Genomic DNA, 26,533 nt, shown 5'->3' with positions numbered 1-26,533 from the left:
CACCGCTCAAGCAAGGTGTGTACTATCGCTTAGGTGTTCAGGACCGGCCCGCCCGTCACGGCACCACGCATCTGGAAGCCGTCTTTTACAGCCCCGACGCCAATGATTGAAATCTCTCCCATAGACGCTCTCTCCTTCAGCCTGTGCTACGACACCACGAGTTCGGCACATGCAATTTCGTCAGCGGAGAGCGGCATTTAATCCATTTCCAACTCAGGACTGCATTGTAGCTGCCAGTACTGCGAACAACCGGGCATCGGCGGGCGCTGCGAGGCCGCCCTGGCCACCTCAAGCGGTGTTTTTCTGAAACTGCCCTGCGGACCGGTAGCCCATCGGCGACACTCCGGTCCATCGCTTGAACGCACGCCGGAAACTTTTCGGTTCGGAATATCCCAGGTTCTCGCCAATCTTCTCAATTGGCATGTCGGTATCGCGTAATAGCGACTGCGCGCGATGCTCTATGAAATCATCACGAATACGGCGAAAGGATGTGCCTTCAGCCTTCAGCGCGCGCTGCAAGGTTCTGGGTCCGATGGCCAGTAGACGGGCTACGGCGTCCTCCGACGGTATTGCCCTAATCTGCATGATGTTCATCACCTGAACCACCGCCTCTTGCATCGTCTGCACCGGTTTGACGCCCATCAGCGACCCAAGTTCCTCAAGCGACAAGGCCCGGTCCGACCTCGGCGGCCCGGGATTCCGCGCGGCAAGGTCGGCCAGAGGAATTGAAATTGCGGGCACCCTGCATCCCAGGCGAACCGGGGCATCCACCAGCTTGCCGAGCGTTACGGCTTCGCTTTCGCAGGTCGCGGGGATTTCCACCCAGGCTGGCCGCCACTCATTTCCAAGGAAATGGCGTGCCACGTGTCCGATCACCAACAGCGCGCCCTCGTCCAGGTGCCGGTGACCGATCACGGAAAAACCCTCGGAATTGCGCCCGACAACTAGGTGGTGTTCGGTTTCCCGAATGACGATCTCCGAGCCGGGGTGGGTCAGGGACAAGGCGCGTCTGCCCCGGTCGAGTGCCGAGGCGAGATCGGGCGCCCCCAGCACGTAATGTGCATAGGCACCATAGGCTGCATAGTCGAATTCCAACCCGATCCGGGCGCCAAGGTGCCGGTCGCCAATGGCCCGCGCGACGGTTTCGAAAAGGATGGCTTCGCTGTCATAGGGCAGGAAACCCGTGCTGCCGGAAAACATGGCGCGGTCCAGACCAACGGACCGCAGCGCCCTGTCGACGATGGCACGCGACGCGTGGCGGTCCAGCAGTTCGATCACGTGTCTCAGCTCAAGGAGATTCACCAGTTTCCTATGCATGGACCCAAATTGTCGGAAAATGACCGGTAGGACAATGATAGAACCTTACCGAGCGGTTTGACTGGTCGCAAGATGACCGCTCGTACCAGTGTTAAACTCACGGACGACGAAGAGGCACGACCGAAATGCGAGCAGCAATCCTGACCCTGATCCTGACCCTTGCCGGGCCATTGCGCGCGCAATCGCTTCCCGATTGGGAGTTCCGGCTCACGCCCTATCTCTGGATGGCGGGGCTGCAAGGCCAGGTCGGCACCGTTCCCGGCCTGCCGCCGGTGGATGTGGACCTGTCCTTTTCCGATATCCTCGACGACCTGGAATTCGGCAGCATGGTCATGGGATCGGCGCGCAACGGGCCGTGGGTAATCTATCTGGACACCACCCATGTGCAGCTGTCCACCACCGAACCGCTGGGCGGGGTGATGTTCGATGTCGCCCAATCCGGCCCGACCCCGGGGGTGACATTCCGGTTCTGACCCTGGTCCGCATTTCGGTGACCCGGCTGCGTGACACAAAACAGCTCGCCCGCCCCGCGCGGAACGGCCTTGAGACAACCCGACGCCTCGCAGAGGCCACCTTGGAGGCAGCATCATGAAAACACTTCGAATTCCAGTCCTCGGCACGGTCCTTCTCGGCCTCGTGCTCACTGTGAGTGCGCCGTCGCCCGCCGAGGCCAACCGCAAGCGGGCCAAGAACACGGTTGGCGGCGCGGTGATCGGCACAGGCGTCGGCTATCTCGTCGGCGGCAGCAAGGGCGCGCGCGCCGGAGCCGTGGTCGGTGCGATCGCGGGGGCCACCAAATGACGACCGGGCGGGCCCGGGGCACGCATCAGGGAAAGGGAGGTTTGCCCATGTCGAAGATTTCCACAACGGCGGCGGCGGCCCTCTGCTTGCTCGCATGGGCCGGGCTGGCGCAGGCCGATGACCAGATGGAGCAGATCCTGGATGCGGCCATGCCCCACATGCACCACAGCTGTGAAAGCGTGATCGACACCTACCCGGACGACGCGGATCAGGTTGCCGAGATCGTCCGCCTGATGGCCATGGTGGCGCTCTACAATCGCCAGATCGACGTTCTGGCGGTCATCCCGGACAAGGCCGACCGCGCAGGCCTCAAGGATGAGTTCGTCGAAGAGCTGGAAGACGCCTGTGACGACGATCCGGGCCGGCTTCTGGCCGGGGCGGTGGATCTTGCCGTCCGGGATACGATCGACGCCTTCGACTGATGCCCTGAGCCCCGTCCCGAAGGGGCGGGTTTCCAAATTCGATAGCAAATGAGTGAGCCCATGAAGACACCCACCTTCCGCCGCACCGCACCGCTGGCCCTGACCCTGGCCCTTGGGACCCTCCTCAGCGCCCCGGCCTCGGCCCAGATTGCCGACGACAACCTCGACGCACAGCTGGAGGCACGCGAAATCTCCGTGACCATCGACAATTTCAACCGCGCGGCCACCGATATCGAACTGGCAAAATACGTGGCGCTGGCGGGCGGGGTGAACCGCTTTTACCATTTCCGCGAACCGACCCCGGTCGAGGATCAGCCCACGATCCGCATGAACCGCGACACGCTCTACAGCACCGCTGTGGTCGATATCCGCAAGGGCGCGACACTGACCCTGCCCGACGCCGGCGATCGTTACATGTCGGCGATGGTGGTCAACCAGGATCACCACATCAACGCGGTGTTCCACGGCGGCGGCAGCTACACGCTCGACATGGAGACGCACCATACGCCCTATGTGATCGTCTACATGCGCACGCTGGTCGATGCCGCCGACCCGCAGGACGTGGCCGGGGTCAACGCCCTTCAGGACCGGATGACGATCGAGGCCGCCTCGGCTCAACCCTTCATCCCACCGCCCTATGACTCGGAAAGCTATGAGGGTCTGGTGCGCGCCATCCTCGGTCTCGTGCCGTACATCCCGGACAGCACCCGCGTGTTCGGATCGAAGGACCAGGTGGACCCGCTGCGCCATTTCATGGGCACCGCGATCGGCTGGGGCGGATTGCCCGAGACCGAGGCGTTCTATGTCGGTGTCGACCCAAAGCTTCCCGTGGCAGCATACAGGATCGAGGTGCCCGCGGATGTCCCGGTGGGCGCCTTCTGGTCGGTCAGCCTCTACAATGCCGCCGGGTTCTTTGAACCCAACGCGCTCGACGGATATGTGATCAACTCGGTGATGGGAACGCGCAACGCGGACGGCTCCATGACCGTGCATCTGGGCGGCTGCGAGGACGGACGCGTGAATTGTCTGCCGCTGATGGAGGGCTGGAACTACACCGTGCGGATGTATCAGCCGGGGCCGGAAATTCTCGACGGCCGCTGGCGATTCCCAAGCGTTCAGCCTGTGAATTGACCCGCACGCGCAACCAAGTGTTTACCAGGAAAGGACAAAAAATGAAACGCCTTCTCACCCTGTTCTTCATATTTGCCAGCCCCTTCGCCCTTGCCGAGGAGGTGACGCTCGACAATGTCGTGCGAGCCGAATCCGACCACATGTTCCGGGCGACGTTGGCCGGCTATGGTGTGGGCCTGGGCGAGATCGTCCACGAGCGCAATACCGTGAGCGCCGAGGGCCCCCAGCCGATCATCCGCGCCAACCAGGACACGCTCTATTCCGCGATCGTTCTGGACCTGTCCGAGCCGGTGACCATCACCCTGCCCGAGAGCGACGGCCGCTTTCAGTCCATGCTGGTCATCAGTCAGGACCATTACAACTTCGTCGAGGTCAAGCCGGACATCTACACGCTGACCCAGGACGAGGTCGGCACGCGCTTTGCCTTCATCCTGTTCCGCACCTTCGTCGATGCGGGCGACCCGGATGACCTGGCCAAGGCCCATGCGACCCAGGACGGCATCGCCATCAGCGGCGGCGGCGACGGGCCGTTCGAGACCCCGGACTGGGACCAGGAGAGCCTGGCCGAGGCGCGCAAGGCCGTCAGCGACCTGGCCAGCGCGGTGGGGTTCGACGTGGCCCGCGCCTTTGGTCGCAAGGACGAGGTCGATCCCGTCGACCACCTGGTCGGCGCCCTGGCCGGCTGGGCCGGGCAGCCCGCCACCACCGCCTCGGCCATCCTCGACGCGGTGGGCGCCAATGATGGCGAGACCCCGCATGTGGTGACGGTCAAGGATGTGCCGGTCGACGCGTTCTGGTCGATCACGGTCTATGACGCCGACGGCTATCTGGCGCCGAACGATCTGGGCCGGAACAGTTACAACAACACCTCGGCCATGCCGAACCAGGACGGCTCTTTCACCATTCATTTCGGCGGCTGCGTGGACGGGCGCGTGAACTGCATCCCGGTGACGCCCGGCTGGAACTATACCGTGCGCCTCTACCAGCCGCGCGAAGAGATCCTGAACGGCAGCTGGACCTTCCCCGAGGTGGTCCCCGCGGACTGACCCAGGACCTGGCCAACCCAATCGCGGCCATCATCTCACTGCCCTTCCAGCTGAATTACGACGACGACTTGGGCGCGGCGGGAACAGGCACACGCACCACGCTGAATTTCCTGCCGGTGGTGCCCTTCGCGCTGGAAAACGGCGCCAATATCGTGACCCGCACCATCATCCCCTATGTCCGGCAGCGCGACGTGGTGCCCGGCACCTCGCAAAGCGGGGTTGGCGACATCCTTCTGAACGCCTGGTATGTTCCGCCCACGGTGAACGGGCTGACCTGGGGGGGCCGATCCTGAGTGTGCCCACCGGCAGCCGCGTCTCGACCGATACCTGGGCGGCGGGGCTGACGGGCATCGTGCTGAAACAGACCGGCCCCTGGACCTTTGGCGCGATGGCCAACCATCTGTGGGATCTCGAAAGCAATCCCGCCACGCCAACCAACGCGACTTTCGTTCAGCCCTTCTTCGCCTATACGACGCCGGGCGCCTGGACCTATTCGCTGCAAAGCGAAAGCACCTATGACTGGAACTCCGAACAATGGTCGGTCCCGGTCAATGTCTCGGTCTCCAGGCTCGCGGTAATCGCGGGACACCCCGTGAACCTGCAGGCCGGTGCCGGATACGGTCGTGTCCATTTGCTCCGATAGCATCAAGATGAACTTAGGGCCTGCCAGCTTTTCGAACGTCGAACGAACTTCAAAGGTATCATTCGTGTTTATCAAGGGTGTGAACCGCACGGTTCCACCTTCCAAAACGTTGCCGACACGCTCCGCAGAGAGATACTTGTACAAAAATCGGGGCGGTGGTGGCGGGTTGTCGAAGTCGTCTAGATCGAAGGTTTCGGCCATTCCAAGGCCCTTTCAGGCTGTGGGCACTTCGTGGGCAGATTGGCCGACGTTAGATTTAATCTAATGAAATCAATGTGAAATGGCGGAGACGATGTCTTACGCATTTTTTAGTTAAATATTTGATTCAAAAGGTATCTTCAACATACCAATAAGCCCATACCACAACTTATACCACTAGACGTACTGAGTTCTGTGCAGCCAAGCTCAGAAACCATACTTGGTTCGACGGGTTGTGAACGCCTGCTCGCCCCCCTCGAGCAAGTCCTTGATGAGCTGCTGGACCGAAACCTTGTCAATCGAGCCACAGTCATCATCGAAAACTTTAGTGCGATCACTGGCATCCTCAACTGTTGGTGTCAGCCCGATGATCTGATCGGCATCGCCAAGAACTGGTATGTTTGGGTTGTGGCTGGAAAAGATGAACTGCCGTCGCTTTTTTCCAGTACGCATGATCGGGACGACCCGACCTGCAATGAACTGGTTGTCCAAATCATCTTCCGGTTGGTCGATAATCAAGGGCGCATCGGCGTCCAGTAGCAGCAACAGAAGGACCGCAGTTGCTTTTTGCCCAGCCGACAAGTTTTCGAGCCTTTTCCAGTTGTCGCTACCATCTCGGCCAACGTTGAGTTCGATCAGGGCTTCTGGGGGTATCCGGCATTCCTCCACCTCCAGTGCAAGCGCCTCGCCAGCATCAGCGATCTTCCTCGCGCTGGTTTCTGTGAATCCATACTCGGTCATCAGAGCTTGGGCCCCGTCCCGGATTCTCTCTGCAAGCTTTGACAGAGATAGTGCCTCAACCTCTTCGAGCTTGCCAAATGCTTGACTTATGTTGCCATCAACGTGGCTGCGGAAGACCTCCCGCAGCGGTTCGATTGTCGAACTGGGTTGAATTACAGCCTTGACGGTGCCTTTGAGTTTCTTCGAGACCCGCTTCGCTGCCTTCTCCAACTCTGTGTAGGCTTGAGTATCCGCCTTTTCCCATTCATCTATAATCCCCTGCCTTGCTTGGCGAAGCGACGCCAGTTCGCCTTCAAGCCCCTGCTTTTCCGCCTGTTTTGGTTCAAGACGGGCCACCTGATCATCGAGACTGACATATTCGTCGGGATTATGCCCTTCTTCTGCAAGCAGGGCCTTCAGGTCTTCGAAGCGCTTGTTCGCCGCATCCCGCAATGGCTCCCAGCTCGTCTTTACCGCTGCAAGGTCTGCCTCAGTGGCTTTGTGCGCTGTAGTAAGTGTATCTGATGCTGAGCGTAGGGCGTCGTTTATGCCCTGAACGATCCTCTGAAGTGGTTCCAAAGTCGAACGATGCGGAAGCTTTTGATCGGTTTCATTGGGCAAAACAGGTTCTGCCGTATCTTGCGTTGGTCGCAGCTTCTTCGACTGGGCCTCAAGCTCCGCTACCATGCCCGCCACTTTTTCGATCAATCTAGCTTCAGCCTGAACCGCTGTTTTTTCCTCAGCATGCTCCTTAAGGTTTGTGGCCTGGAACCTCTTTAGTTTTTCGCGCAGGCCCGGCAGTGCGGCCAACGCTTCATTCAACTCCTCGATCTTCTGACGTTTGCCGGCAATCCCGCCCCGAGACTCTCTAAGACGTGAACGTAGGTTGTCCATCGCGACGCTCACTCGATCATCGTCGCCGACAAACCGCTTGAGTAATTCGGCGAGCTTGGCTTTGTCCCGTGTCAGCTCAGAGATTTCGTGCTGACCATAGACCTCAAGTCCAGGAACCAAATCTATCGGCTTGAGGTCATTGATGATGTCGCCGTTCTGATCCTTTACGCGCGGGTCTTGGCCATAAACGCGCTCAACAAGGTAGTAGCCGGGAGAGGGTCGTGGCGAGTGCAACAAGACAGCGACACTGGCTTTCTGCCCCATCAACTCCTTCATCATGGCCTTGTGCGTAGCCGATGCGTCCTTGCCTTTCGGCTCCAGTCCAAAGGCATAGCGGATGCTCTCGACTACAGTAGATTTGCCCGCACCGCGGCCGCCGATCAGGACGTTCAGACCGGCGTTCAGGGCGACCGATTGCTCTGACAGCAACCCGCGATCCCATGACAAGGCAACCAGGCGTGTATAGTCGGAAGGAACGCCGTCCGAGTTAAGCAATATACGCCCCTCTGCGTCGAGAAACGCTTGCTTCAAGCCCTCTATAGACACGTCCGTCATCTTAACAAGACACGTTGCGCTATCTTTCTTGAAATCGTCAGGCTTCGAAACATCTGATGCGTTAACGAACGCGATAGCACGGCTGCGCTTATGCTGTGCGTCCTTATTCTTACAGATTTGGCTGTAGTCGGTCGGCACATCTTCAACCGGCCCCGGAATGGCCGCCGCAAGATGATAATCAGACTTCCATACATTCATCCGGGTTTGACCGCTCAGGTTTTTGAGCATACCAGCAGCTGACGTGACATGTGCAGAGATTGCGATTCCTCCCAACTCTTGGACGAGCCGCATCAACTGCTCGCAAGTTTTGTTCGATATTGGGGACTCTGCCTTTAGATCGCGGACTTCACATGCGCCAATGTGCGTGTTCATCTCCGATCCTGTGGTTTCTGGTGGAAACAGGCAGAGTATGTGCACGCCCTCTGAAGAGTTGGCCTCGAACCCTGGAAAGACGACAATGCCATCCGCCCGGAGGCGCTCGGCTAGTTTCTCGGAACTGTCGAAGCGGAAATGGTCAGTAACTGCAACGACTTGGATACCATTTTCCCGGCAGGCCTTAGCCACCGCATCGTTGTAATCGTCTTCTGACGAAAACCCTGCGTCTTTGGCGTGACGCTGGCCGTACTGATGCGGATTCACTTGAAACGCGCAGCGATAGAACCGGCTTCCGCTCGGCTTTCCGAGGGCTTCAACTATGCCCTTGGGCGTTGCCGTATGAGCGATCAGCGTTTCAAGACTTGAATCGTGTTGGTAAGTCACTTCCATTCTCAATCAATCTCCAGCCCGCGGGGAAGGCCATTTACCTTTCTGCTCCAGTCAACTCTGCTTGTACGCTGCGAAAGCTCTCCAAACCTGCCTCAAGCTCTTCAATAATCTCCTCAGCCAGTATGTCAGGTGCAGGCAAATTCTCCATGTCCGTCAGGCTCTTGTCCTTCAGCCAGAACACGTCAAGGCTGGCCTTGTCCCGGTCGAGCAGCTCTTTCAGATGATACTTCCGCCAGCGGCCGTCTGGCGCATCTTCAGACCAGGTTTCGGCCCGTTGGTGCGTCTCGCCAGCTTTGAAACACGCCACGAAGTCCGCCAGGTGCTCATAGGTCATCGGCTTTTTCTTCAACGTGTGATGCACGTTCGTACGGTAGTCGTAGAACCAGACCTCTTTCGTCTGGGCATCTGGGCTCGCTGGCTTATTGTCGAAGAACAAGACATTCGCCTTCACGCCTTGCGCATAGAAGATACCTGTCGGCAAGCGTAAAATGGTGTGCAGATCGGTGGATTGCAGCAACTTGCGCCGGACCGTCTCACCTGCGCCTCCCTCGAACAGCACGTTGTCTGGCACCACGACAGCCGCGCGACCGTTACTCTTCAGCATCGATCGTATATGTTGGACAAAGTTCAACTGCTTGTTCGATGTGGTCGCCCAGAAATCCTGCCGGTTGTAGGTCAGGTCATCCGTTTCTTGCTCACCCTCGTCATTGGTAAAGCTCATTGAACTTTTCTTGCCAAAAGGCGGGTTGGCCAGGACGTAATCGAAAGTCTGCGGTGAGGCCGTCACAAGCGCATCATTGGGCGACACGCAGCTCTCGCCGTCAATCTCGCCAATGTTGTGCAGCATCATGTTCATCAGGCACATCCGGCGCGTATTGGCGACGATCTCGTTCCCGAAAAAGGTATCGTGTTTAAGGAACGCTTTCTGATCGCGGTCCAGACCACCGTGTCTTGGGTCGTTTAGATAGTCGTATGCCGCGAGAAAAAAGCCACCGGTTCCGCAAGCTGGGTCCGCAATCGTCTTGCCCGGTTCTGGCGCCAGGCATTCCACCATGGCTGAAATCAGGGAACGAGGCGTGAAGTACTGGCCTGCACCAGATTTTGTATCCTCGGCGTTCTTCTCCAGAAGACCTTCGTAGACATCCCCCTTCACGTCAGCGCCAAGCATCACCCAATCGACGCCATCCACCATGTCGATTAACCGGTAGAGCTTCGCCGGATCCTGAATCTTGTTCTGCGACTTCGTGAAGATCTGTCCCAACATCCCCGGCTTAGTACCAAGCGTTCGAAGCAGATCGACGTAGTGAACCTCAAGCTCCGCGCCGCGCTTTGCCTTCAGCGATGCCCAGTCAAAACCCTCAGGCACACCGACGCTCCGATTGTGTGGTGGCTTGGAATACTCATCAGCCATCTTGAGAAAGATCAGATAAGTCAGCTGTTCCAGATAGTCGCCATACCCCACGCCGTCGTCACGCAGAGTAGTGCAGAAGCTCCAGACCTTTGAAACAATGGGGGCTGTATTCATGTTGTTGCCTCTTCCTCTGTCTGCTCTGCCTTCGCGGCTTCATAGTCGCCATAGTTCTTCGTTTGATCACTCTCCAGCAGCCAAGCACCTGTGCCTGACGTTGGTCGCCCTGTCACAACCGATGCGGCAGCACTCACGCTGTTAAAGGCATAGCTTTGCAGAAATTTCCTAGCCCCGTCTTGATCCCCGATCACGCCTTGCGACACGAGCGATTCATAGAGCCGGCCATATGTTGAATCCTTGCTTGTTGATCCGACCCACTTGCTACGTGCGTCCGAACCTTCCTCAACGACAAAATCTCCACCCTCTTGCCTCGCTCGAGCGGCTACTTCCTTAGTCGAAAGCACAAAGAACACGGGCTGATTTTCAGGCTCACTCGACGTGGTGGCAACCTTCGGCTTGGTTTGTTCCGTCAGGAAATCAAACCTCAATGCAGGCAAAACCAGCCGCAAATTCTTCAGAAAGTCCTCCATATGTGCGAGGGCTGCTTTGCTGAGCGGGCTTTCAGTAGGAGCCTTATTGTTTGCCAGTGCAACCTTTGAGATCCGCGATGCCAGCCCATAAATCCGGCTTTCAAGATAGCGCGCATGCGCCTTGTTGAGTGGCTCGCCTTGCGCCGTCACAAAGATAGCCCGCTCCCACCAGTCCTTGGACGCATCCTTGATGTGCTGATTGATCCTTGTGCGGATTTCGTCCGTCTCTCCCACGTAAAGCGTCAGGCCGTTTTCGGTTTCGCCGACCAAAAGGTAGATGCCAGGCTGCGACGCCTCCGGCTCCTTAAGTGCGTCGAAAACCTGCGTTCGGTTTGTGACCAGAACATGCCCTGTCCACTGAAATGGGATTGTTGCCGTCGTCATTCCATCGGGGTCGCCGTCATGGAAGAAGAGTTCGATTGAGCGTCCTTGCGATGTCATGCGGGCGTCTTTCGTTTGCGCTTAGGCTTTGGGGCTGCATCCCGCTCGGCCTTGATGCGGGCGAGGAGAGCTGATGCGGGTTCGTCGGTGGGGTCTTGGGGGACGAGTTTGCCCTCAAAAGCGCGTTTGAGGATGGACTGTCGCAGTGCGCGCGAGCGTGCGAGCTGGCGGTCGATGTCCGCCTCAAGCGCGTCGAGGGTGGAGAGTTTGGCTTCGAGGCGGCTGACGATTTCGGCTTGTTCAGCAGGCGAGCAGAGCGGAAAAACAAATCCCGAGATATGATCTTGATTAATCTTGTAGATTCCTGCTGTGGTTCTTGCAGCTTCCTCGATTTGGTCCCTGAGTATGCGTGAATTCCACACCCTCCCGAAGTACCCAGACGCCACCACGCCAAGGTCCAATCGCAATCGTATCATGGTGTCGGGGAAGGCCGTCTCAAACGTCACGTTGCTCGCGAGAGAGCCAAGTCCAACTAGCTTCTTGCTTCCGTTCCCGCGGGCGACGTAGAAATCGCCCTCTTCAACTAAGTATGGCAAAGCCTCTGATCGGTTCCACGCACCATTCTTATATTCCGAAAGATCAAGTTTTTCACCTTTTAGCGCTGTCAATCGCAGAACGGGAAACCCATCTGCTCGGTCTTTAACTGACCGCCCATTGATCAATGGAGCGCGAAGGAGCGAAAGCACTGAAACCCAAATCCAAGACTCGCAAGTGTGATAATTGTCCGGCGGGTCAACTCTTTCAGTCGCCGGTGGACGCTTCGGCTTCGCGGGCTTTTTCCCCTCTTCCCCATCAGCGCGCCATTTGGTCAGGGCGGTTTGCCAGTCGTCGAGGGCTTGTTTGTAGCGGGCGTCGCGTTCTTCCTGGATGCGGGTCAGGAGGGTTTCGGGGTCTTCGAGTTTGTCGGGGTTGGCGGCGCGCCAGTCGGCGGTCAGGTGGCCCTCGAAGGCGTGTTTGAGCAGGGATTGCCGGTACAGCCCCGCCTTGTCCCGCGCCGCCCGCAAGCTCTCCTCGCCCTTGTCAAGCAAGTCAAAAAGCTGCTCGATCTTCTCAACGATGCGGCGTTGTTCAAATGACGGAGGAAGCAAAAATGGGCGATCGAAAGACGCTTTTGTTTTTACAAAGGGCTGACCGCTTCCACCCTTGACCCAAAACTCTTCGTTGTTCAGGAGATACCAGAAGAACTTGGCATTTAGCTCGCCACTGGCAGGCTTGACCACATGTGTATTTGCGATAGCCGTCCATTTACCTTTTGCGAGAAAACACTTTCCGCAACGTGCACCAACGGCAGAGATGATGATCGCAGTGCCCTCTTGCTCGTAGTGGTCCAACCAAACGTCGGCCCCAGATGCACTGAAGCCTTGGTATCTGCCCTCACTGGGAGAGCTATGCAGCTTGCCCTTGATGAGTTTTGAGTTCCCGCTGTGGTGCCCAAGAATCTCGGAGAATTTGGTTTCGGCCCACCCACTCGGTAATTCACTCATCCTGCCACAGCCTCATTCATCTCTGCCATCAGTGGCTCCATGTCATCCCCGAACAGTTGGTACATCCGGCCCAGTCCGCCTTGCCCGTCAAAGGGGGCAAAGTCCAGATCATCCCTTTCGATGTGGAAGCTACTGGCCAGATGATCGCGGATCATGCGCAGCCAGGTCATTTGCTCCTCGTCAAACTTGGCACCTTTGCCCGCATGACGTTTCAGAACCCAGTTCTGGAAATTCTTGCGAACACGATCCGCATGGGGCGTAAGCTTGTTATCCAACCCAACCACGCGGCGGATCAGGGCAACCAGCGCCTCCAACTCTTTCTCGGGCGCTGCCCCCTGCACCTCGTCCAGATGCGCGTAGGCCCGCCACACATTGAGCGGGGCCAAGCGCGGGGCATCAGCGCGCAATGCCTCCAACACATCGCGGATCATGGCGAATGTGATCTCTGACCGGCGTGCTGGCTGGTTAAAGAATATCGTTAGCGCCTCAAGCCGGTCACGATTGTCATTGAGATAGGCCTCAAAATCCTGGCTGAGCGCTTTTGCGTTCTCATCCGTATCGCCCGCCCATTCAGCCTTGGTCACATGATCAAGGTTTTCGTGATCAACCGTTTGTTCCAGATCGCGCCGAATGGTTTCGAGCGTATTGATGAGCGTGCCGCTCAGCATCTTGGCCGCTTCACCCACTCGTTTGGCCCGCGCCGCGTCCTGAGCGGCCTCGTCAGGCTCATCCTGGCCCGTTGCGGCCTTGGCATCGGCCAAGACATCATCAGCGTCGATGGCATCAAACAAGCCCTTGATCACCGAGCGCAAGGTGCGACCCGCAGCAGTCTCTACCTGCGTGCGTTGCTGATCATCAATTTGTCTATCGATCCGCGCAAGGCGGCCCGCAAGGGACGTGACTGATGCCTCATCCCGCGCAGCACCCATCATAACACCCATTGCGAGGTCTTTGAGAGGAACGGAAGGCTTGGTGTCCAAAGGCTGGCTCGCCGTTTTCACCGACTTCGTCACGCCGATCGCATCGACAATCACATAATGACTTTTTGCGCGGGCTGACGGCGTGACCTTTTTCAGATCGTCAGCTTTCACCACACGGGTGCCGCGCCCTTTCATCTGTTCAAAGTAGTTCTTCGACTTCACGTCGCGCATGAACAGCAGGCATTCGAGCGGTTTGACATCAGTTCCCGTGGCGATCATGTCCACTGTGACCGCGATGCGCGGGTAGAAGTCATTGCGGAAAGCCGCCAGGACGGATTTCGGATCGCCGTCGGTCTTGCTGGTGATCTTTTTGCAGAACTCGTTGCCCTCGCCAAATTCCTGCCGCACGGTTTGAATGATGTCGTCGGCGTGGCTGTCGGTCTTGGCAAAGATCAGCGTTTTAGGCACTTCGTTTCGACCCGGAAAGATGTTGGGCAGGTTGTCCTTGAAAGCCCTGATGACCGTCCGGATCTGGTCAACATTCACAACTGAGCGGTCGAGTTGCTTTGCCGAGTAGGCCTCATCCTCGTCTTGCTGTTCCCAGCGTTTCTTTCTGGTCAGCTTTTCGCGGCGCTCGACCTGCTGCTTTGCGACCAGTTTTGCCCCCTTCTGGGTAACTTCGGTTTCGATCACATAAATTTCGTTGCCGACATTCACGCCATCAGCAACGGCGTCTTCATGCGTGTATTCGCTCACAACATTCTTCTGGAAAAACCCGAAAGTGCGATCGTCGGGCGTGGCCGTGAGACCAATCAGGAAAGCATCAAAATACTCAATGACCTGACGCCATAGGTTATAGATCGAGCGGTGCGCCTCATCGATGACAATAAAATCGAAATACTCAGGCGGGATCTTCTCGCTATAGACCACAGGAAGAGGCTCACGTTTGCGCTTCCATTGTTCGGCTGGGTTTTCATCTTCTGCGCCTTCTGGCAGCTCCTCATCCTTGAGGATCGCGTACATGCGTTGGATGGTTGAGATGCAAACCTGGCTATCCCCGGCGATGTGGCGCGACTTAAGACGCTGGACGTTGTAAAGCTCGGTGAATTTCCTGTTATCGTCGTTTGGGACATAGGACATGAACTCTTGCTCGGCCTGTTCCCCAAGGTTCTTGGTGTCGACAAGGAAAAGAACCCGCTTGGCATCCGCGTGCTTGAGCAGCCGGTAGATTTCTGTGATCGCCGTGAAGGTCTTGCCCGATCCCGTAGCCATCTGGATCAGCGCCCTGGGGCGGTTTTCCTTGAGAGATCCCTCCAGCTTAGTAATCGCGCTGGTTTGGCATTCCCTTAACCCATCTTCGTTCAGCCCAGGCAGGTCTTGCAGCGCTGCTCTGAGAGACTGGGCTTGTTTGCTCCACTCCGCCAGAGTCTCTGGTCTATGAAACGAAAACACTTCCCGAGATCTTGGTTTGGGATCACGGCCGTCTGTGAACCGGGTAATTGCGCCGGTGCTTTCGTATACAAACGGCAACGGGCTGGAATTGCTGATCCATTTCAGCTGCGCTGACGCATAGCCCCCGGATTGCTCTTCAACTGTTGTAAGCTTTTGCCCCCATTCCTCGGGCTTGGCTTCCAATACCCCCACAGCAAGACCGTCGACGAACAAGACATAATCAGCCGGGCCAATGTCGGTCTGGTATTCACGAACTGCGACACCCTGTGATGCCGAGGGGTTGAGCTCTGACTTGCTCTGAACAACCCAACCCGATGCTCGAAGCAGTTCGTCAATCTTGTCGCGTGCAATCTGTTCCGGATTTTGGTTGATTTCGTTCAATTCGTTCTCACCTACTTTTCACCGCAACCTTAAAGTGTAAGCAGATGATTGAAAATGAAAAACAATGAACAGAATGGAAAACTACTGAACCAGATTGTTGTGTCGCCCTGAGCATATTGGCTTACACGCAGAAACAACCCACCGAACTCGCCCCCTGGTAAAACTTTGCACCCTCTTTACTCGCGCGGGGATAACCGTTCCTTCAGCGCGTCCACCATCAATTGTTCTATGTCAGCCAGGCGCATATCCTCCTCATAAGCCAGGCGGTAAACCAGATCGGCGATTTCTGAATTCTTGGGGCCAAAGTGGTGCCAGTCGTTCAGCTCATGAGAATCTGGATGGTGCCTGCTACGCAAAGGGTTTGAACCAGTCATCGTATTTCCTTCGTCTTCAACGCGACAACTCTCCCAACATACTTCAAGAGGTACACTCGCGCATTGAATTACCGAATTTGGGCAAATTGGGTGCGACAGGCAGTTTACTTCATCAGCTGCCGCCCACCAGCACATAGCCTTGGCTTGCCTCGACCGCAGCCATGTCAACCGAATCCGATCATCGAGTTCAAGACGACCACACCAACAACAATCGTGAGCATAAAGACTTGAGCCGTCAGAACCGATTGGCAAACATCTGACTTCTTAAGCATGTTCCTCTCGATTTGATCGAGGCGCAACATCAGGTGTTTAAACCGTTCTTCGCTCATTTACTCACTCACGATGAAGTTCATTCACAATTTAGGCTGAAAACCACCGAGGAGCAATAAAATCGCTGCCCCGATTGGTCATGCCCACAAAACCGAACGCGGGCAACGCCCTCTGAGAGGCACCGAAGCACCGAAGCACCGAAGCACCGAAGCACCGAAGCACCGAAGCACCGAAGCACCGAAGCACCGAAGCACCGAAGCACCGAATTTCGGCAAATTTTGACGCGACAGGCAAGAAATTTCGTCTGGTGACGACTGTCGTCTGACGGCTTTAGCTGGCCTCGCCTGAGCTATGCAGGGCTCCGCTCGGCCAGCTTGAGCCAGGATGGCTAAAGGTCCAAATCAGTTTCTCTACTTCGGCCCCGTTTTTTACCCATTTCTATTGGTTCCAGCGAAAAATCTTGAACAAGAGACGTCTGAATCGTTTCCTTGGCAGCGTCCGGTAACTTACTCCATGATCGTTTCGTCTCACTGACAAACCTGTCGATAAGACCCTTTTGATCCTCCTTCGGGCTACGGAGAATGCCATCGAGGGCGCAAAGAGCTGCAACCCCGAGGCTCGAACGATCTGCAATTTCGCGATTGAATTGCACTTCCGTGCGCGCTTCCATTAGCTGCGCCTGCAAATAGTCGATGTCGCGAGACAACTCCCCCCGTTCGGCCAGCGAGACCGCGATTGTTTGGCGAAGGGCTTCACTCGCCTCAGCTGAAGCACGCTCGCGCCAATCCTCATCTTTTTCGGGCAAATCTGAGCCTACACTGACCGAACGCTCTGGCAGCTCAACGGAGATTTGATCCAAAGCCGCCAACTGAGCATAGTATTTCTTGATGCTTTGATGGGTTGCGCCGGAACGTTCCAACCCGCGCTCCAATCCGAAGTTTGCCCCCACCCGCGTAGCAAACTCCGTCTGCATGGCAGACAGCTGCCCTTTGCCTCCGATCAATCCACGTGCATTCAACCGCCCACGGTGATCGATCGGAATAATCAGGGCCTGAAGGTGAGGTGTCGTTTCGTCATCGTGGATCACAGCCGAGAGGATGTTTTCCTCACCGTGACGCTCTTTCAACCAATCCAGGGCTTGTTCGAGATAGGCATTTGAATTCTCGGCCCCAATCCGTTCCATCGCTTCTGGCGAGGCTGTTACCACATACTCTAACGCCCGCACTGCGTTCTTTCGCACCTTTTCGGGTGCCCGAGCATTCCACAGCTCTGCTATCTCTTCAGATCCAGTAGCTCCCAAAAGAACCTGATTGCTATCCTTACGGTTCGGGTCGGCATTGTCGGCATCTCGCTCGCGAAAATTGTGGCGCGCCGCCGCCGCCAAATCGCCGGCTGTCTTGATCTTTTTCACGCGAAGGATCGCATACCGCCTTTGACCCTTCGGCGGACGGACTCTTGGCCCACGCGTATCAGATGAACCTGGAGCGAAGCGGGATTTCAGCGGTTCGAGCTCTGGTACGATTTCATTGTTCATAGTGAGGTCCTCAATCGATATTTTTTTAAATGTCCACTCACTAGACAATTTGCTTCGCAATTGTCGTTCGACCCGATCGGGTCGGGTACTTGGACATTTAAATCCACTCTTTCCGCATTTCCGCTTTTCCGGTTTTCCGGTTTTCCGGTTTTCCGGTTTTCCGGTTTTCCGGTTTGAAGCAATTACCGACATCCTGAGGTGTCAAGAAGACCCAGAAATTCAAACATCAAACGGCCCTAATTATCAGGTTGGTTCACTCGTCATCGCGGTCCGAGTAGGAAAGCTCCACCTCTCTGCCATCATGGCTGCGCCGCACCCAAACGCCATCTGAACGGCGCTGAACAAGAGGTGTTCCGCGCAATTGTTGGTCTCGCAGGAGCTTTCGCTGTTTGGCTTGGACGCTGCCCATATTTGCTTTGCATTGATCATCGGCCATTCTTCCCTCACGCTTTGTCATAACAACGCTACTCCATGCCCTGGAATGCTGCCGCGGTCAGCAAGCATTGGTCATAAATATCAAAGATGGTCAGCCCGTCCTTGCCAAATCTCCGCCCACCCACTCGCGCCTCTGGCGGTGGCTCGTACACCCAGCTCGGCGGCTGCATATTTTCGAACAAATCTATGCGCTTGCTCATCCTCGTATGCATTCGTTAATTCAGATTCTGACGGAACGACGCAGCTGCAGACGACACGAAAAAACGAAATAAGCGCGAACAAGAAGGCGAGGACAAAGGCGACCTTTACCGATGCTTTGACGTATGAGTCACCATCTTCGAAGATCGAGACCCCGTGCATGGTCGAATACGCAAAACCTACGGCGACGGCAATAATGGCGGCTATGAACAGCGCCCAAGGAGAGCGCGAGAAATCGAGTATTTCGAGCTGATCGTTCACCGCCGCCAACACAACTTTCCAACTCATGATCACTACCTCATTCGTGACGCGAGATACCGCACCTTATCCACGGTATTGTAGCCGACTTGCCGCGCGGCTGAAGACGCCTGTGGTAGTTCTCGGCCAATTCCCGCTTCCGCTGCTCCCCTCATACCAGCCCCGACATCCCGAACCGCACCAGAGCTGAGTCTCGCTGCTCCGGTGCCCATACGCTCAGCATTGCGGGCGACGGCTCCGATCTCAATGCGCGTTTGGGCCAGTGCTTCGGCCCATCCCGGCACCTGGCGAAGCAATAGCAGCCCAAGCCCCATGGCGAACACAAACCCGAGCGCATCTCCGATAGCTGCCACATTTTCGCTATTGCCTGGCGAAAGTTGATTTTCGAAAGCGATCACAACCCCCAACGCGGCGGCGACCAACAACGATACCATCGCAGCCCCCAGCGAGACCTTAATCCACCCCTCGAAAAGTGGTGCAGATTGCTTGAACAAGGTGGCAGCGATTGCGACCGGCGCGACCACGATCATGACTGCAAGAACTGTCTTGGCGATGATCAGTATCCCGACGGCCACTACCAGCGTTATCATCGTCACGCCCACGATAGCGATGCTGGCGAGGGCACCGGAAATATAACCGCTGCCATCAACAACGGCCTGCCCGAGATCGAGACTTTCCTGAAGGAGGCGGTCCAACTCCGGATAGAGACCGGCAATATCCTGACTATATCCGAGCGTTGACAGCACCACACCGCCGACTTGTTCTGGTGCCTGCGTCAAAGCCATATAGACCAAAGAAAAGTTCGCCCAAGAAGGCAGAAATACCATGACCACTGAAAGGCGGATGATCAGATTCACGCCATTTGCCAACGACATCGGAACCGCCTGGATCATCAGATTTATTCCGAGGATCGCGATGACAAGAACCGCTGAAAGCTGGAAGGCAGGCATCAGCGCCGCGCCTACTTGATCGTAGGCGCTTTGACCGACCGAGGCGACGACCGTGTCAACAAACGCCATGAGGGATGCTATGTAATCCACGATCAATCTCCTTGGCAGTTTGCGTTGCGGAACTCGGTATAGCGGCCGAGAATGTCTGAGAGCTCCTGCGATCTCCAATCGCGTAGCTGAATGACATCATCCTGCGTAAGTTCGTTAGGCGATTTTCCCAAATGCCCGAGAACGAAGGAGGAGAAAGACCAATCGAACATGCAAGGACAGCTGCCTTCCTCAAGAAAGCGCTTTTGCGCGGCTAGTTGATAGGCTTGTTCGACGTGCATCCGGTTCGCAAAATGCTGGGAGAAAACCGGCAACTCTGGCACGTTCATGACGCATGTCGATGCTGTAGGCTGGAAAACCCACATTTTGCGGCGGCGGATCTCCTCCATCGCTGCCATCAGGTTTTCATGATCACCAGCTTCAACCGCATCTCGCACGGCGGTTTTCAACTCCGGTTTGGAAAGGCTCGCCAACCCTTCAGCTACAATTTGGTGGGTTGTTGCCAGCAGCAACAAAGCCGCGGCTTGAAGGAGTTTCATCGCGGCCCCCCTACCAACAACGCCTCACCAAGCGGCGGACAACCATGTCGGACATTGGCCGATTTGCTCTTTGCCATTCGCAACCGCTTCATTTCTGCGATCCCCTCGCTTCCATAGCCAATCGACTATTCATTGTTTCCGATAGAGGCGAAGCGCTCACGATGTGCTTTCCATCATGGACGACGTTTGTTTTCTTTTGATTTTTTATATTCTCCTCTCCTGTCATCTCTTGTTTCGAAACGGTTTCGAAACCCTTTCGAAAGGGTTCCACCGTGCTTGGGCCACCGCTGGAAAGCATGTGAAATACGGCCTGGATAGCGCCGAATGTATCCTTCCCCGACGCGTTGATCTCATTCTCAAGGATTTCACCGAAGCCGGTCCCAAACTTGAAATGCAAATATTTCAAGAAAGTTCTGAAGGCGTCATTAACCTTGCGATGTTCCGGGCTGTCGTTTTCCCAAAGAGAGGCAGCCGAGAAACTCGAAACGGTAAATTCGGCGACCGAACGGCACAGCATTTCTGGATCACAACGAGACAGGCCTAGGAAGCTCTTGATGTGCCCCTTCATTTGGTTCCCATTGCGGGGTCCATTCAAGGTGTAAAACCAGCCAATCAGTCTCAATGTTTGAGTGTCTTGATCATATTCAACCAAGCCTTTTGCTTCTAGCTCTGAAAGAGCTGCTTGAATTTCTGCTGGCTTGACGTTGGAATCGTAGCTCCAAATCTCGATTGGATAGCGAAAGATCCCTAAGTAATTGCTGAGCTTTGAGCAATGCGCCGTCAGATAGATGAACCGTACATCGTTTGAGGAAAGGCCTCTAAACTTTGGGTCCGAGAATAGATCAAACTCGATCTGCGCGTAGTGTTTTACCGCCATTGTCGCACCCAAACTCAACCAGCCGGAGAGACGCGATTTTCTTCAACAAACGCGTTCAGATCTGTACCCAGGTATTTCACTCGCCGCCCAAATTTGACGAAAGCCGGCCCAACGCGACGATGGCGCCATTGCGCACGTTTGTTCCTTGTTGCGATCAGATCCAGTTCAGGATCAGCGTCATCATAAACACGTTCATCTTCAAAGACTTTCATTCGCTTCACCGCTCCTTGTTTTGCAAGTCATCATTGCGGTTCAGCATTTATCGTTTGCATTCAGCGACCTACTGAATAAGAAATTCAAAAACAAATCATTCAAAATCAAGATGATAGAGAGCGTCAATTTTGAGCGGTCGAGACTTGGAAATCTTGCCAATCTGGTAAAGGAAGATCTCAGGCATATACTTCAGGTCTTCGAATTGGACGTTCCCTGAGATTTCTCTGGCGGCAACCTGCTGTCGGAGCGTTTCTGCGTATACATATGGAAGAACCACCTCATATTTATTCCAAAGCTCTCCAAGAGTCCGAGCACCTTTCCCCTGGTAAAAGAGGGATGCTCGCTCAGCATCCCCCTCGTCGCGCAGGAGCTTTGCGGCTTGCTGGCTTTCTTGTTGCAGGTATTCCAGAGCTTTGGTTTTCGGCATCTTCTTGATAAACATTGCGCTCAGAACCCTGTTCATCTGCAGCAAATCCAAACGCATCTTCTTGCTGCCTGCTGCAAATTGCCCGACGGCGAAGCGAACCAGTAATTCCATCTCCCTTCTTGTTAAAGACTGCGACTTCCCAAATTGTTCTTCAGCATCTCCGGTTTCGTCGGCATCTCTTGACTTGAGAGAGAGGAGGCCAAGATAAAGGGTTTGGAAATCAGAACCACTGCTACAAGACAGGATCAATGCCCGCACAGCCATCCACGCTGCGTCTTCCGGTGTTACGAAGCTTAAACCGAATACCTTTGCTGGAGTTCTGACGAAGTCAGTCATTGGAATTCTCCAGCTTACTACACACGAACTCGGACCAACGCCGCAACAGTTCGCGTCTTCGGTCGAGCAAGTCGGACCGCGCATAGGCCCGTTCAACTTCGGTCCCTACTTTGTGCCCAAGGCTCATTTCCGCGACTTCTCGGGGAGTATCGCCTTTCTCGGATGCCCAATCCCGAAACGCGGATCTGAACCCATGTACCGTGACGTTTTCGACGCCCATTCGCCGAAGCAACATCAGCATCGACATGTTCGACAATGGCTTGTGTCGACGCTGCCCCTCAAAAACGCTTTCTGATCGCAAAGCCTTCAGAGGTTCGAGAATCTCAAGCATTTGATCGGTAAGCGGCACGCGATGTTCCGCCCCGGTCTTCGTCCGATCCTGTGGGATGATCCACAGCAGATCATCAAAACTGAATTCGTCCCACGAAGCGTTTAGAACCTCTCCAGTCCGGCAAGCCGTCAGACATGTAAACATCAACGCACTTGCGGCTGTGCCCTTTTGCTCGGACAGCTGAGCATAGAATGCTGGTACATCCTGCCACCGCATCGCGTTGTGGTGCTTCACTTTAGCCTTCACACGTGGCAGCACCCTGGCATCCATCACCACCGTCACGGGGTTTTCCCCTTCGCGATAGCCCCGTGATCGCGCCACATCGAGGACTGCCTTCATCCGCTGCGCCACTCTGCGCGCAGTTTCATGCTTCTCGGTCCAAATCGGCGACAGTACCTGCAAGATTTCCGGTTGGTCGATATCCGAAACCGGCATCCGACCGATCTTGGGGAAAGCATAGTCGGCAAGCGTGTTGATCCACTGTTGCCCGTGCTTCGGGTTCTTCCAAGTGGGCAACCGCTCGATATGAACTTGCCTTGCGACTTCCTCAAAGCAAGGCACGTCCTGACCGCGGTGATATTTCGGGTTCAACCCTTGCTTGGCTAAGCGGCGGTATTCTAGGGCACGCTCTCGCGCGACGTTGAGTGTCACCACATCCGCGCCACCGAGGCCGAAATCGGTACGCAGAGGTTTTCCCTGGCGATTCCGCTGCCCTTTAACCGTGACACGCACAATCCAGCGTCTTGCACCGGACGGGTCGACAACAAGATACAGCCCGTTACCATCACCATGCCGGCCTGATCCGAGCGTTCGAACGAGATTCTTGGTCAGTTTCCCCGCAAGATAGGCCATGAAGATACCACCTTTCATACCACGAAATGAACAGAACCCAATGCAATCGAAGAAAACCGAAAACAGCAAATCAATGCTAATGGGTGCGTTTTATCAACAGTTTATACGCTAAACCGCTGCTCTGTGCAGATCAATGAAAATGGTGGGTGGCGGAGACGATGGGATTCGAACCCACGAAACCTTGCGGTTTACTCCCTTAGCAGGGGAGCGCCTTCGACCACTCGGCCACGTCTCCACAGACGCGTATAGCCAAGTGAACATATGGGTTACAAGGCGAAAATCCCCGATTTTGAGATTTTTCTGCTCGGGACGAAATCCTCTCAAAATGGCCTTGAGAGCCACAGAATGGCACTGGGTTTGGGAGACATTTGGGCAATTTCCCTTGCAGGCAAAGCGCCTTGGGCTTGGGCTGCCGGAGCAGGCAGAGGCTATCACTTGAGATCGCTTATGGCGATTTAAGCAACGGCCCCACCCGCACCAACCGACCAGTACCGCACGGACTCATCAAAATAATTCTCACTATAACCTGGGCTTGGCGCGGATTGTGCCGCTCCTTGGAGCACGCGTCATGTCACAAAGGAGAACAGCCATGGCATCGCGACAGAACCCGCGGTTTCGCGTTGAAGCGGTTTGCGTGGCATTGACGAGGGGCTTGGCAAAGAACCGCCCTTACCAATGGAACGGCTGGTCACCGTGCCCTGGGCATGATGGATGCGCTGGCCACCCTCCCTGCCGAGGGCACAAGGCCGACACCGCGATCATACCCTGATCGATACAGGCGGGCGGCACAAAACCGCGCCATGCGTCGCCACCCCGTGGCGCAGCGCGCGCCCGCAGCCGTCAAGCGGTTCCCTCAGCGAAGCCAACTGAACCTCTGCGGCGAACCTTGGATGGGTGGCTAGGCAACAGGTATGTTTTCCAATAGCATAGGATGCAAATGAGCAGGGAGAACCTGAGGAGCGCCGCCATCAAACATCTCCTGATCCTTGGCACAGCTTGGTTGTTTTCGGGTGGCATCGGAAGCGGGTTCACCGCCCCCCGCCCTCTTGTGAAAACCAACGCTCCGGCCAAATGGCCGTCTCGCGGCCTCCACGACGGTTGGGTGCCGGCTTGCAATCTCAAGACCGGCGACCGCCAGCGCAAGACCACCGTTGCCAATAACAGGATGATGTGCGCCGCCCACGCCCAAGACACCGGCAAGGGCTGCGGACGACGCTTCAATGCAAGCAGCGTTGGCGCACACCTGTCCCAAGGGGCTTTCCCGAAACCGCCGATGCCCGGTACCGCTGCGGATCGCGAGGCCTGACATGGACATTCTCGACCCGGTAACCTTGTCGCGGATCCAGTTCGGGTTCGTGATTTCATTCCACATCATCTTCCCGTCCTTCACCATCGGACTGGCGGCGTGGCTGGCCACGATCGAGGCGATGGGGCTGGCGACCGGCAATCTTCTGTATCGGCGCGTCTTCGATTTCTGGCTGAGGGTGTTTGCGGTATCCTTTGGCCTCGGCGTGGTGACGGGGATCGTGATGGCCTTCCAGTTCGGCACCAACTGGGGTGTCCTTGCCGAAAGGACCGGCTCGATTCAGGGACCGCTGCTGGGCTACGAAGCCTTTACCGCCTTCCTGCTCGAGGCGACATTCTTCGGGGTGATGCTTCTGGGCCGCGATCGGGTTTCGCCGCGCTTTTACCTGTTTGCCTGCTGCATGGTTTCGCTTGGCACGATGTTCTCGTCCTTCTGGATCCTTGCCAACAATTCCTGGATGCAGGTTCCGGTGGGTCACGAGATCGTCGATGGCCGGATCGTTCCCGCCGACTGGCGCGAGATCGTGCTTGGACCGGTGATGATGGTGCGCTGGCCACACATGCTGCTCGCGGCATTCCTGACCACGGCGATGTGCGTATCGGCCACCGGGGCGTGGTATCTGCTGCGGCGGGTCCACTTTGCCGAAGGCCGGGCGATGCTGCACTGGGGCCTCGGTCTGGCGGCGGTTCTGATCCCGGTGCAACTGTATTTCGGGCATCTGACCGGGCTCTACGTGTACAAACACCAACCGGCGAAATTCGCCGCGATCGAGGCGCGCTGGCATACCGAGCAACCCGCGTCCGAGGTTCTGATTGCCTGGCCGGATCAGTCCGAACGCCGTAACTTGTTTGCGGTCACGGTGCCCGGGCTCGGCAGCTTCATCGCGTCGGGCAACTGGACATCGCGCGAAACCGGACTCGACGCGTTTGCGCCCGAGGATCAGCCGCCGGTGCTGATCCCCTTCTTTGGCTTTCGCATCATGGTGGCGATGGGGTTGATCATGCTGGCGCTCTCGTGGGGCGGCGCATTGCTGCGTCTGGCCGGGCGGCTTGAGACCGCGCGCTGGTTCTTGTGGCCGACCTTTTTGGCCTTCCCCACCGGCTTTGTCGCCATCCTCAGCGGTTGGTACACCGCCGAGGTCGGACGCCAGCCCTGGGTGGTTTACGGTATCCTGCGGACCAAGGATGCGGTGACACCATCGCTGCAAACCGGCGACGTGCTGGTGTCGCTGATCGGCTATATGATTGTCTATGCCATCGTCTACAGCTTTGGCATCCGGTATATTTATCTGCTGCTGCGCGAAGGCCCTGCGGCGCAGGCCGAGACGGGGCCATACGCAACGCCAAGCCGGCCAATGGCTCTCGCAGGAGACGCCGATGACGCAAACGGGCCTGGAGGAAACCGCGATGGATGATCCAAGCAATCTCGCGCTGTTCTGGGCGGCGGCGATTGCCGTTTCAATCCTGATCTATGTGCTGCTGGACGGTTTCGATCTCGGGGTCGGCATCCTGTTCGGAACCACCCGGGACGAAGCGATGCGCGAACGGATGGTGCAAAGCATCGCGCCATTCTGGGACGGTAACGAGACCTGGCTGGTGGTCATAGGCGCAAGCCTCTTTGCGGCGTTCCCGGCGGTCTACACGGTGTTTCTCGGTGCGTTTTACCTGCCGGTGCTGCTGATGCTGTTCGGACTGATCTTTCGCGGCGTGGCGTTTGAGTTCCGCTATCGCAGCAATCGCATGCGCGGGGTTTGGGACCGCGGCTTCTTTCTCGGTTCGCTCGTCGTCGCCTTTGTGCAGGGGGCAGCGGTCGGCGCGCTGATGCGCGGCATTCCGGTGCGCGACAATCAATATGCCGGCGGCGGGCTGGACTGGTTGCATCCGTTCCCCATCCTGACCGGGATCGGGCTGGTGCTCGGCTATATGCTGCTCGGCGCGGGATGGCTGATCCTCAAGAACGACGGGGCATTGCGCGACTGGGCCTATGCCCGGCTAAAGACCTTGGCGCTGGCGACGTCGGCCGTGCTGGCCCTGGCATTCCTGATCGTGGTGACCGTCGATATCAGCGTCGGCCTGACCCTGGGCGCCTCGCGGCTCGACCGCTGGATGTTGGGTCTGCCGGCCCTCTGCGCCGCGGCACTCGCGGGGGTCGCAACAGGCGCGCACTGGCGCATCGACGCGCTGCCGTTTGCGCTGACCGCGGTGTTCTTTGTCGCCGCCTTGCTGACACTGGGGCTGATGATGTGGCCCTTCATGATCCCCTATTCCATCACCGTGGCCGACGCCGCCGCCCCACAGGCATCGCTCAGCTTCTTTTTCTGGGGCGGGGTGGTCGTTTTGCCGGTGATCGGGGCCTACACAATCGGAGTTTACTGGGTTTTTCGTGGTAAATCGGACCGTATCGGACAGTAAAGGCCA

The 26,533-nt window shown here is 56.7% G+C and carries 26 protein-coding genes and 1 tRNA gene; 9 read left to right on the top strand and 18 right to left on the bottom strand.

Annotation, left to right across the window (positions count from 1 at the left end):
- Positions 1-288: 288 nt before the first annotated feature.
- Positions 289-1,302, bottom strand: a complete 1,014-nt coding sequence (locus tag NANH_RS0119170; protein WP_161631375.1) for a helix-turn-helix domain-containing protein — start codon at positions 1,300-1,302, stop codon at positions 289-291.
- Between the two features lie 140 nt (positions 1,303-1,442).
- On the opposite strand from NANH_RS0119170, the gene NANH_RS26610 reads away from it, so the two are divergent.
- From NANH_RS26610 to NANH_RS27555, 7 genes are all read left to right on the top strand, one after another.
- The gene (locus tag NANH_RS26610) at positions 1,443-1,790 is read left to right on the top strand and encodes a hypothetical protein (protein WP_027263527.1); all 348 of its coding nucleotides are present in this window, start codon (positions 1,443-1,445) and stop codon (positions 1,788-1,790) included.
- A gap of 115 nt (positions 1,791-1,905) precedes the next feature.
- Positions 1,906-2,118 (top strand): hypothetical protein, encoded by a 213-nt coding sequence (locus NANH_RS28655; RefSeq protein WP_139236357.1) that lies wholly within the window; start codon positions 1,906-1,908, stop codon positions 2,116-2,118.
- A gap of 47 nt (positions 2,119-2,165) precedes the next feature.
- Complete coding sequence (locus NANH_RS0119155; RefSeq protein WP_027263526.1) at positions 2,166-2,540, top strand: YmgD family protein; 375 nt, start codon at positions 2,166-2,168, stop codon at positions 2,538-2,540.
- 60 nt (positions 2,541-2,600) lie between these two features.
- Positions 2,601-3,671: a DUF1214 domain-containing protein gene (locus tag NANH_RS0119150; RefSeq protein ID WP_081710488.1), complete on the top strand. Its 1,071-nt coding sequence runs from the start codon at positions 2,601-2,603 to the stop codon at positions 3,669-3,671.
- 41 nt (positions 3,672-3,712) lie between these two features.
- Positions 3,713-4,717, top strand: coding sequence for a DUF1214 domain-containing protein (locus tag NANH_RS26605; protein ID WP_036050071.1), 1,005 nt, complete (start codon positions 3,713-3,715; stop codon positions 4,715-4,717).
- Positions 4,718-4,785: 68 nt separating this feature from the next.
- Positions 4,786-5,010 (top strand): hypothetical protein, encoded by a 225-nt coding sequence (locus NANH_RS27560; protein ID WP_051372511.1) that lies wholly within the window; start codon positions 4,786-4,788, stop codon positions 5,008-5,010.
- 2 nt (positions 5,011-5,012) lie between these two features.
- Positions 5,013-5,360 carry a hypothetical protein gene (locus NANH_RS27555; RefSeq protein WP_051372510.1) on the top strand — a complete coding sequence of 116 codons (348 nt, stop codon included), beginning with the start codon at positions 5,013-5,015 and terminating at the stop codon, positions 5,358-5,360.
- Between the two features lie 405 nt (positions 5,361-5,765).
- Here the strand turns inward: NANH_RS27555 and NANH_RS0119135 are convergent, their stop codons facing one another.
- From NANH_RS0119135 to NANH_RS0119055, 17 genes are all read right to left on the bottom strand, one after another.
- Positions 5,766-8,492 carry a TrlF family AAA-like ATPase gene (locus NANH_RS0119135; protein WP_051372509.1) on the bottom strand — a complete coding sequence of 909 codons (2,727 nt, stop codon included), beginning with the start codon at positions 8,490-8,492 and terminating at the stop codon, positions 5,766-5,768.
- Positions 8,493-8,526: 34 nt separating this feature from the next.
- Positions 8,527-10,017, bottom strand: coding sequence for a class I SAM-dependent DNA methyltransferase (locus NANH_RS0119130; protein ID WP_027263523.1), 1,491 nt, complete (start codon positions 10,015-10,017; stop codon positions 8,527-8,529).
- Positions 10,014-10,931 carry a GIY-YIG nuclease family protein gene (locus NANH_RS0119125; protein ID WP_027263522.1) on the bottom strand — a complete coding sequence of 306 codons (918 nt, stop codon included), beginning with the start codon at positions 10,929-10,931 and terminating at the stop codon, positions 10,014-10,016. The genes NANH_RS0119130 and NANH_RS0119125 overlap by 4 nt, the downstream gene beginning before the upstream one ends.
- Positions 10,928-12,415, bottom strand: a complete 1,488-nt coding sequence (locus NANH_RS26595) for a restriction endonuclease subunit S (protein ID WP_027263521.1) — start codon at positions 12,413-12,415, stop codon at positions 10,928-10,930. The genes NANH_RS0119125 and NANH_RS26595 overlap by 4 nt, the downstream gene beginning before the upstream one ends.
- Entirely contained in the window at positions 12,412-15,168 is a 2,757-nt protein-coding gene (locus NANH_RS0119115; RefSeq protein ID WP_027263520.1) for a type I restriction endonuclease subunit R, read from the bottom strand. Before NANH_RS0119115 ends, NANH_RS26595 begins: the two co-directional genes overlap by 4 nt.
- Positions 15,169-15,344: 176 nt before the next feature.
- Positions 15,345-15,542: a hypothetical protein gene (locus NANH_RS0119110; protein WP_027263519.1), complete on the bottom strand. Its 198-nt coding sequence runs from the start codon at positions 15,540-15,542 to the stop codon at positions 15,345-15,347.
- A gap of 164 nt (positions 15,543-15,706) precedes the next feature.
- Positions 15,707-15,871 carry a hypothetical protein gene (locus NANH_RS28650; protein ID WP_154665586.1) on the bottom strand — a complete coding sequence of 55 codons (165 nt, stop codon included), beginning with the start codon at positions 15,869-15,871 and terminating at the stop codon, positions 15,707-15,709.
- Between the two features lie 329 nt (positions 15,872-16,200).
- Positions 16,201-17,346 (bottom strand): MobV family relaxase, encoded by a 1,146-nt coding sequence (gene mobV, locus NANH_RS27550; protein ID WP_074920580.1) that lies wholly within the window; start codon positions 17,344-17,346, stop codon positions 16,201-16,203.
- Between the two features lie 253 nt (positions 17,347-17,599).
- Complete coding sequence (locus tag NANH_RS0119095; protein WP_139236355.1) at positions 17,600-17,782, bottom strand: hypothetical protein; 183 nt, start codon at positions 17,780-17,782, stop codon at positions 17,600-17,602.
- Positions 17,783-17,862: 80 nt separating this feature from the next.
- A complete protein-coding gene (locus NANH_RS0119090) occupies positions 17,863-18,267 on the bottom strand; it encodes a hypothetical protein (RefSeq protein ID WP_139236353.1) in 405 nt (134 codons plus the stop codon).
- Positions 18,268-18,272: 5 nt separating this feature from the next.
- Entirely contained in the window at positions 18,273-19,277 is a 1,005-nt protein-coding gene (locus NANH_RS0119085; RefSeq protein WP_074920578.1) for a type IV secretion system protein, read from the bottom strand.
- Positions 19,278-19,279: 2 nt separating this feature from the next.
- Entirely contained in the window at positions 19,280-19,774 is a 495-nt protein-coding gene (locus tag NANH_RS0119080) for a hypothetical protein (RefSeq protein ID WP_027263515.1), read from the bottom strand.
- An 88-nt stretch (positions 19,775-19,862) separates the two neighbouring features.
- Positions 19,863-20,651: a hypothetical protein gene (locus NANH_RS0119075; RefSeq protein WP_027263514.1), complete on the bottom strand. Its 789-nt coding sequence runs from the start codon at positions 20,649-20,651 to the stop codon at positions 19,863-19,865.
- A 14-nt stretch (positions 20,652-20,665) separates the two neighbouring features.
- Positions 20,666-20,863 carry a hypothetical protein gene (locus NANH_RS0119070; RefSeq protein ID WP_036050069.1) on the bottom strand — a complete coding sequence of 66 codons (198 nt, stop codon included), beginning with the start codon at positions 20,861-20,863 and terminating at the stop codon, positions 20,666-20,668.
- A 95-nt stretch (positions 20,864-20,958) separates the two neighbouring features.
- Positions 20,959-21,627, bottom strand: a complete 669-nt coding sequence (locus NANH_RS0119065) for a hypothetical protein (RefSeq protein WP_027263512.1) — start codon at positions 21,625-21,627, stop codon at positions 20,959-20,961.
- On the bottom strand, positions 21,620-22,810 hold the full coding sequence (locus NANH_RS0119060) for a tyrosine-type recombinase/integrase (RefSeq protein WP_027263511.1): 1,191 nt from the start codon (positions 22,808-22,810) through the stop codon (positions 21,620-21,622). Before NANH_RS0119060 ends, NANH_RS0119065 begins: the two co-directional genes overlap by 8 nt.
- Before the next feature lie 147 nt (positions 22,811-22,957).
- A tRNA-Ser gene (locus NANH_RS0119055) sits at positions 22,958-23,045 on the bottom strand.
- A 1,072-nt stretch (positions 23,046-24,117) separates the two neighbouring features.
- Here NANH_RS0119055 and NANH_RS0119045 point away from each other — a divergent pair.
- Both NANH_RS0119045 and cydB read left to right on the top strand, forming a co-directional pair.
- A complete protein-coding gene (locus tag NANH_RS0119045; RefSeq protein ID WP_027263509.1) occupies positions 24,118-25,530 on the top strand; it encodes a cytochrome ubiquinol oxidase subunit I in 1,413 nt (470 codons plus the stop codon).
- A complete protein-coding gene (cydB, locus tag NANH_RS0119040; protein ID WP_211237101.1) occupies positions 25,493-26,527 on the top strand; it encodes a cytochrome d ubiquinol oxidase subunit II in 1,035 nt (344 codons plus the stop codon). The genes NANH_RS0119045 and cydB overlap by 38 nt, the downstream gene beginning before the upstream one ends.
- Positions 26,528-26,533 lie beyond the last annotated feature (6 nt).

This window comes from Sedimentitalea nanhaiensis DSM 24252, assembly GCF_000473225.1.
Taxonomy (GTDB): domain Bacteria; phylum Pseudomonadota; class Alphaproteobacteria; order Rhodobacterales; family Rhodobacteraceae; genus Sedimentitalea; species Sedimentitalea nanhaiensis.
Note: the sequence above shows the minus strand (reverse complement) of the source record. Positions and strands in the feature narration are given on the sequence as shown.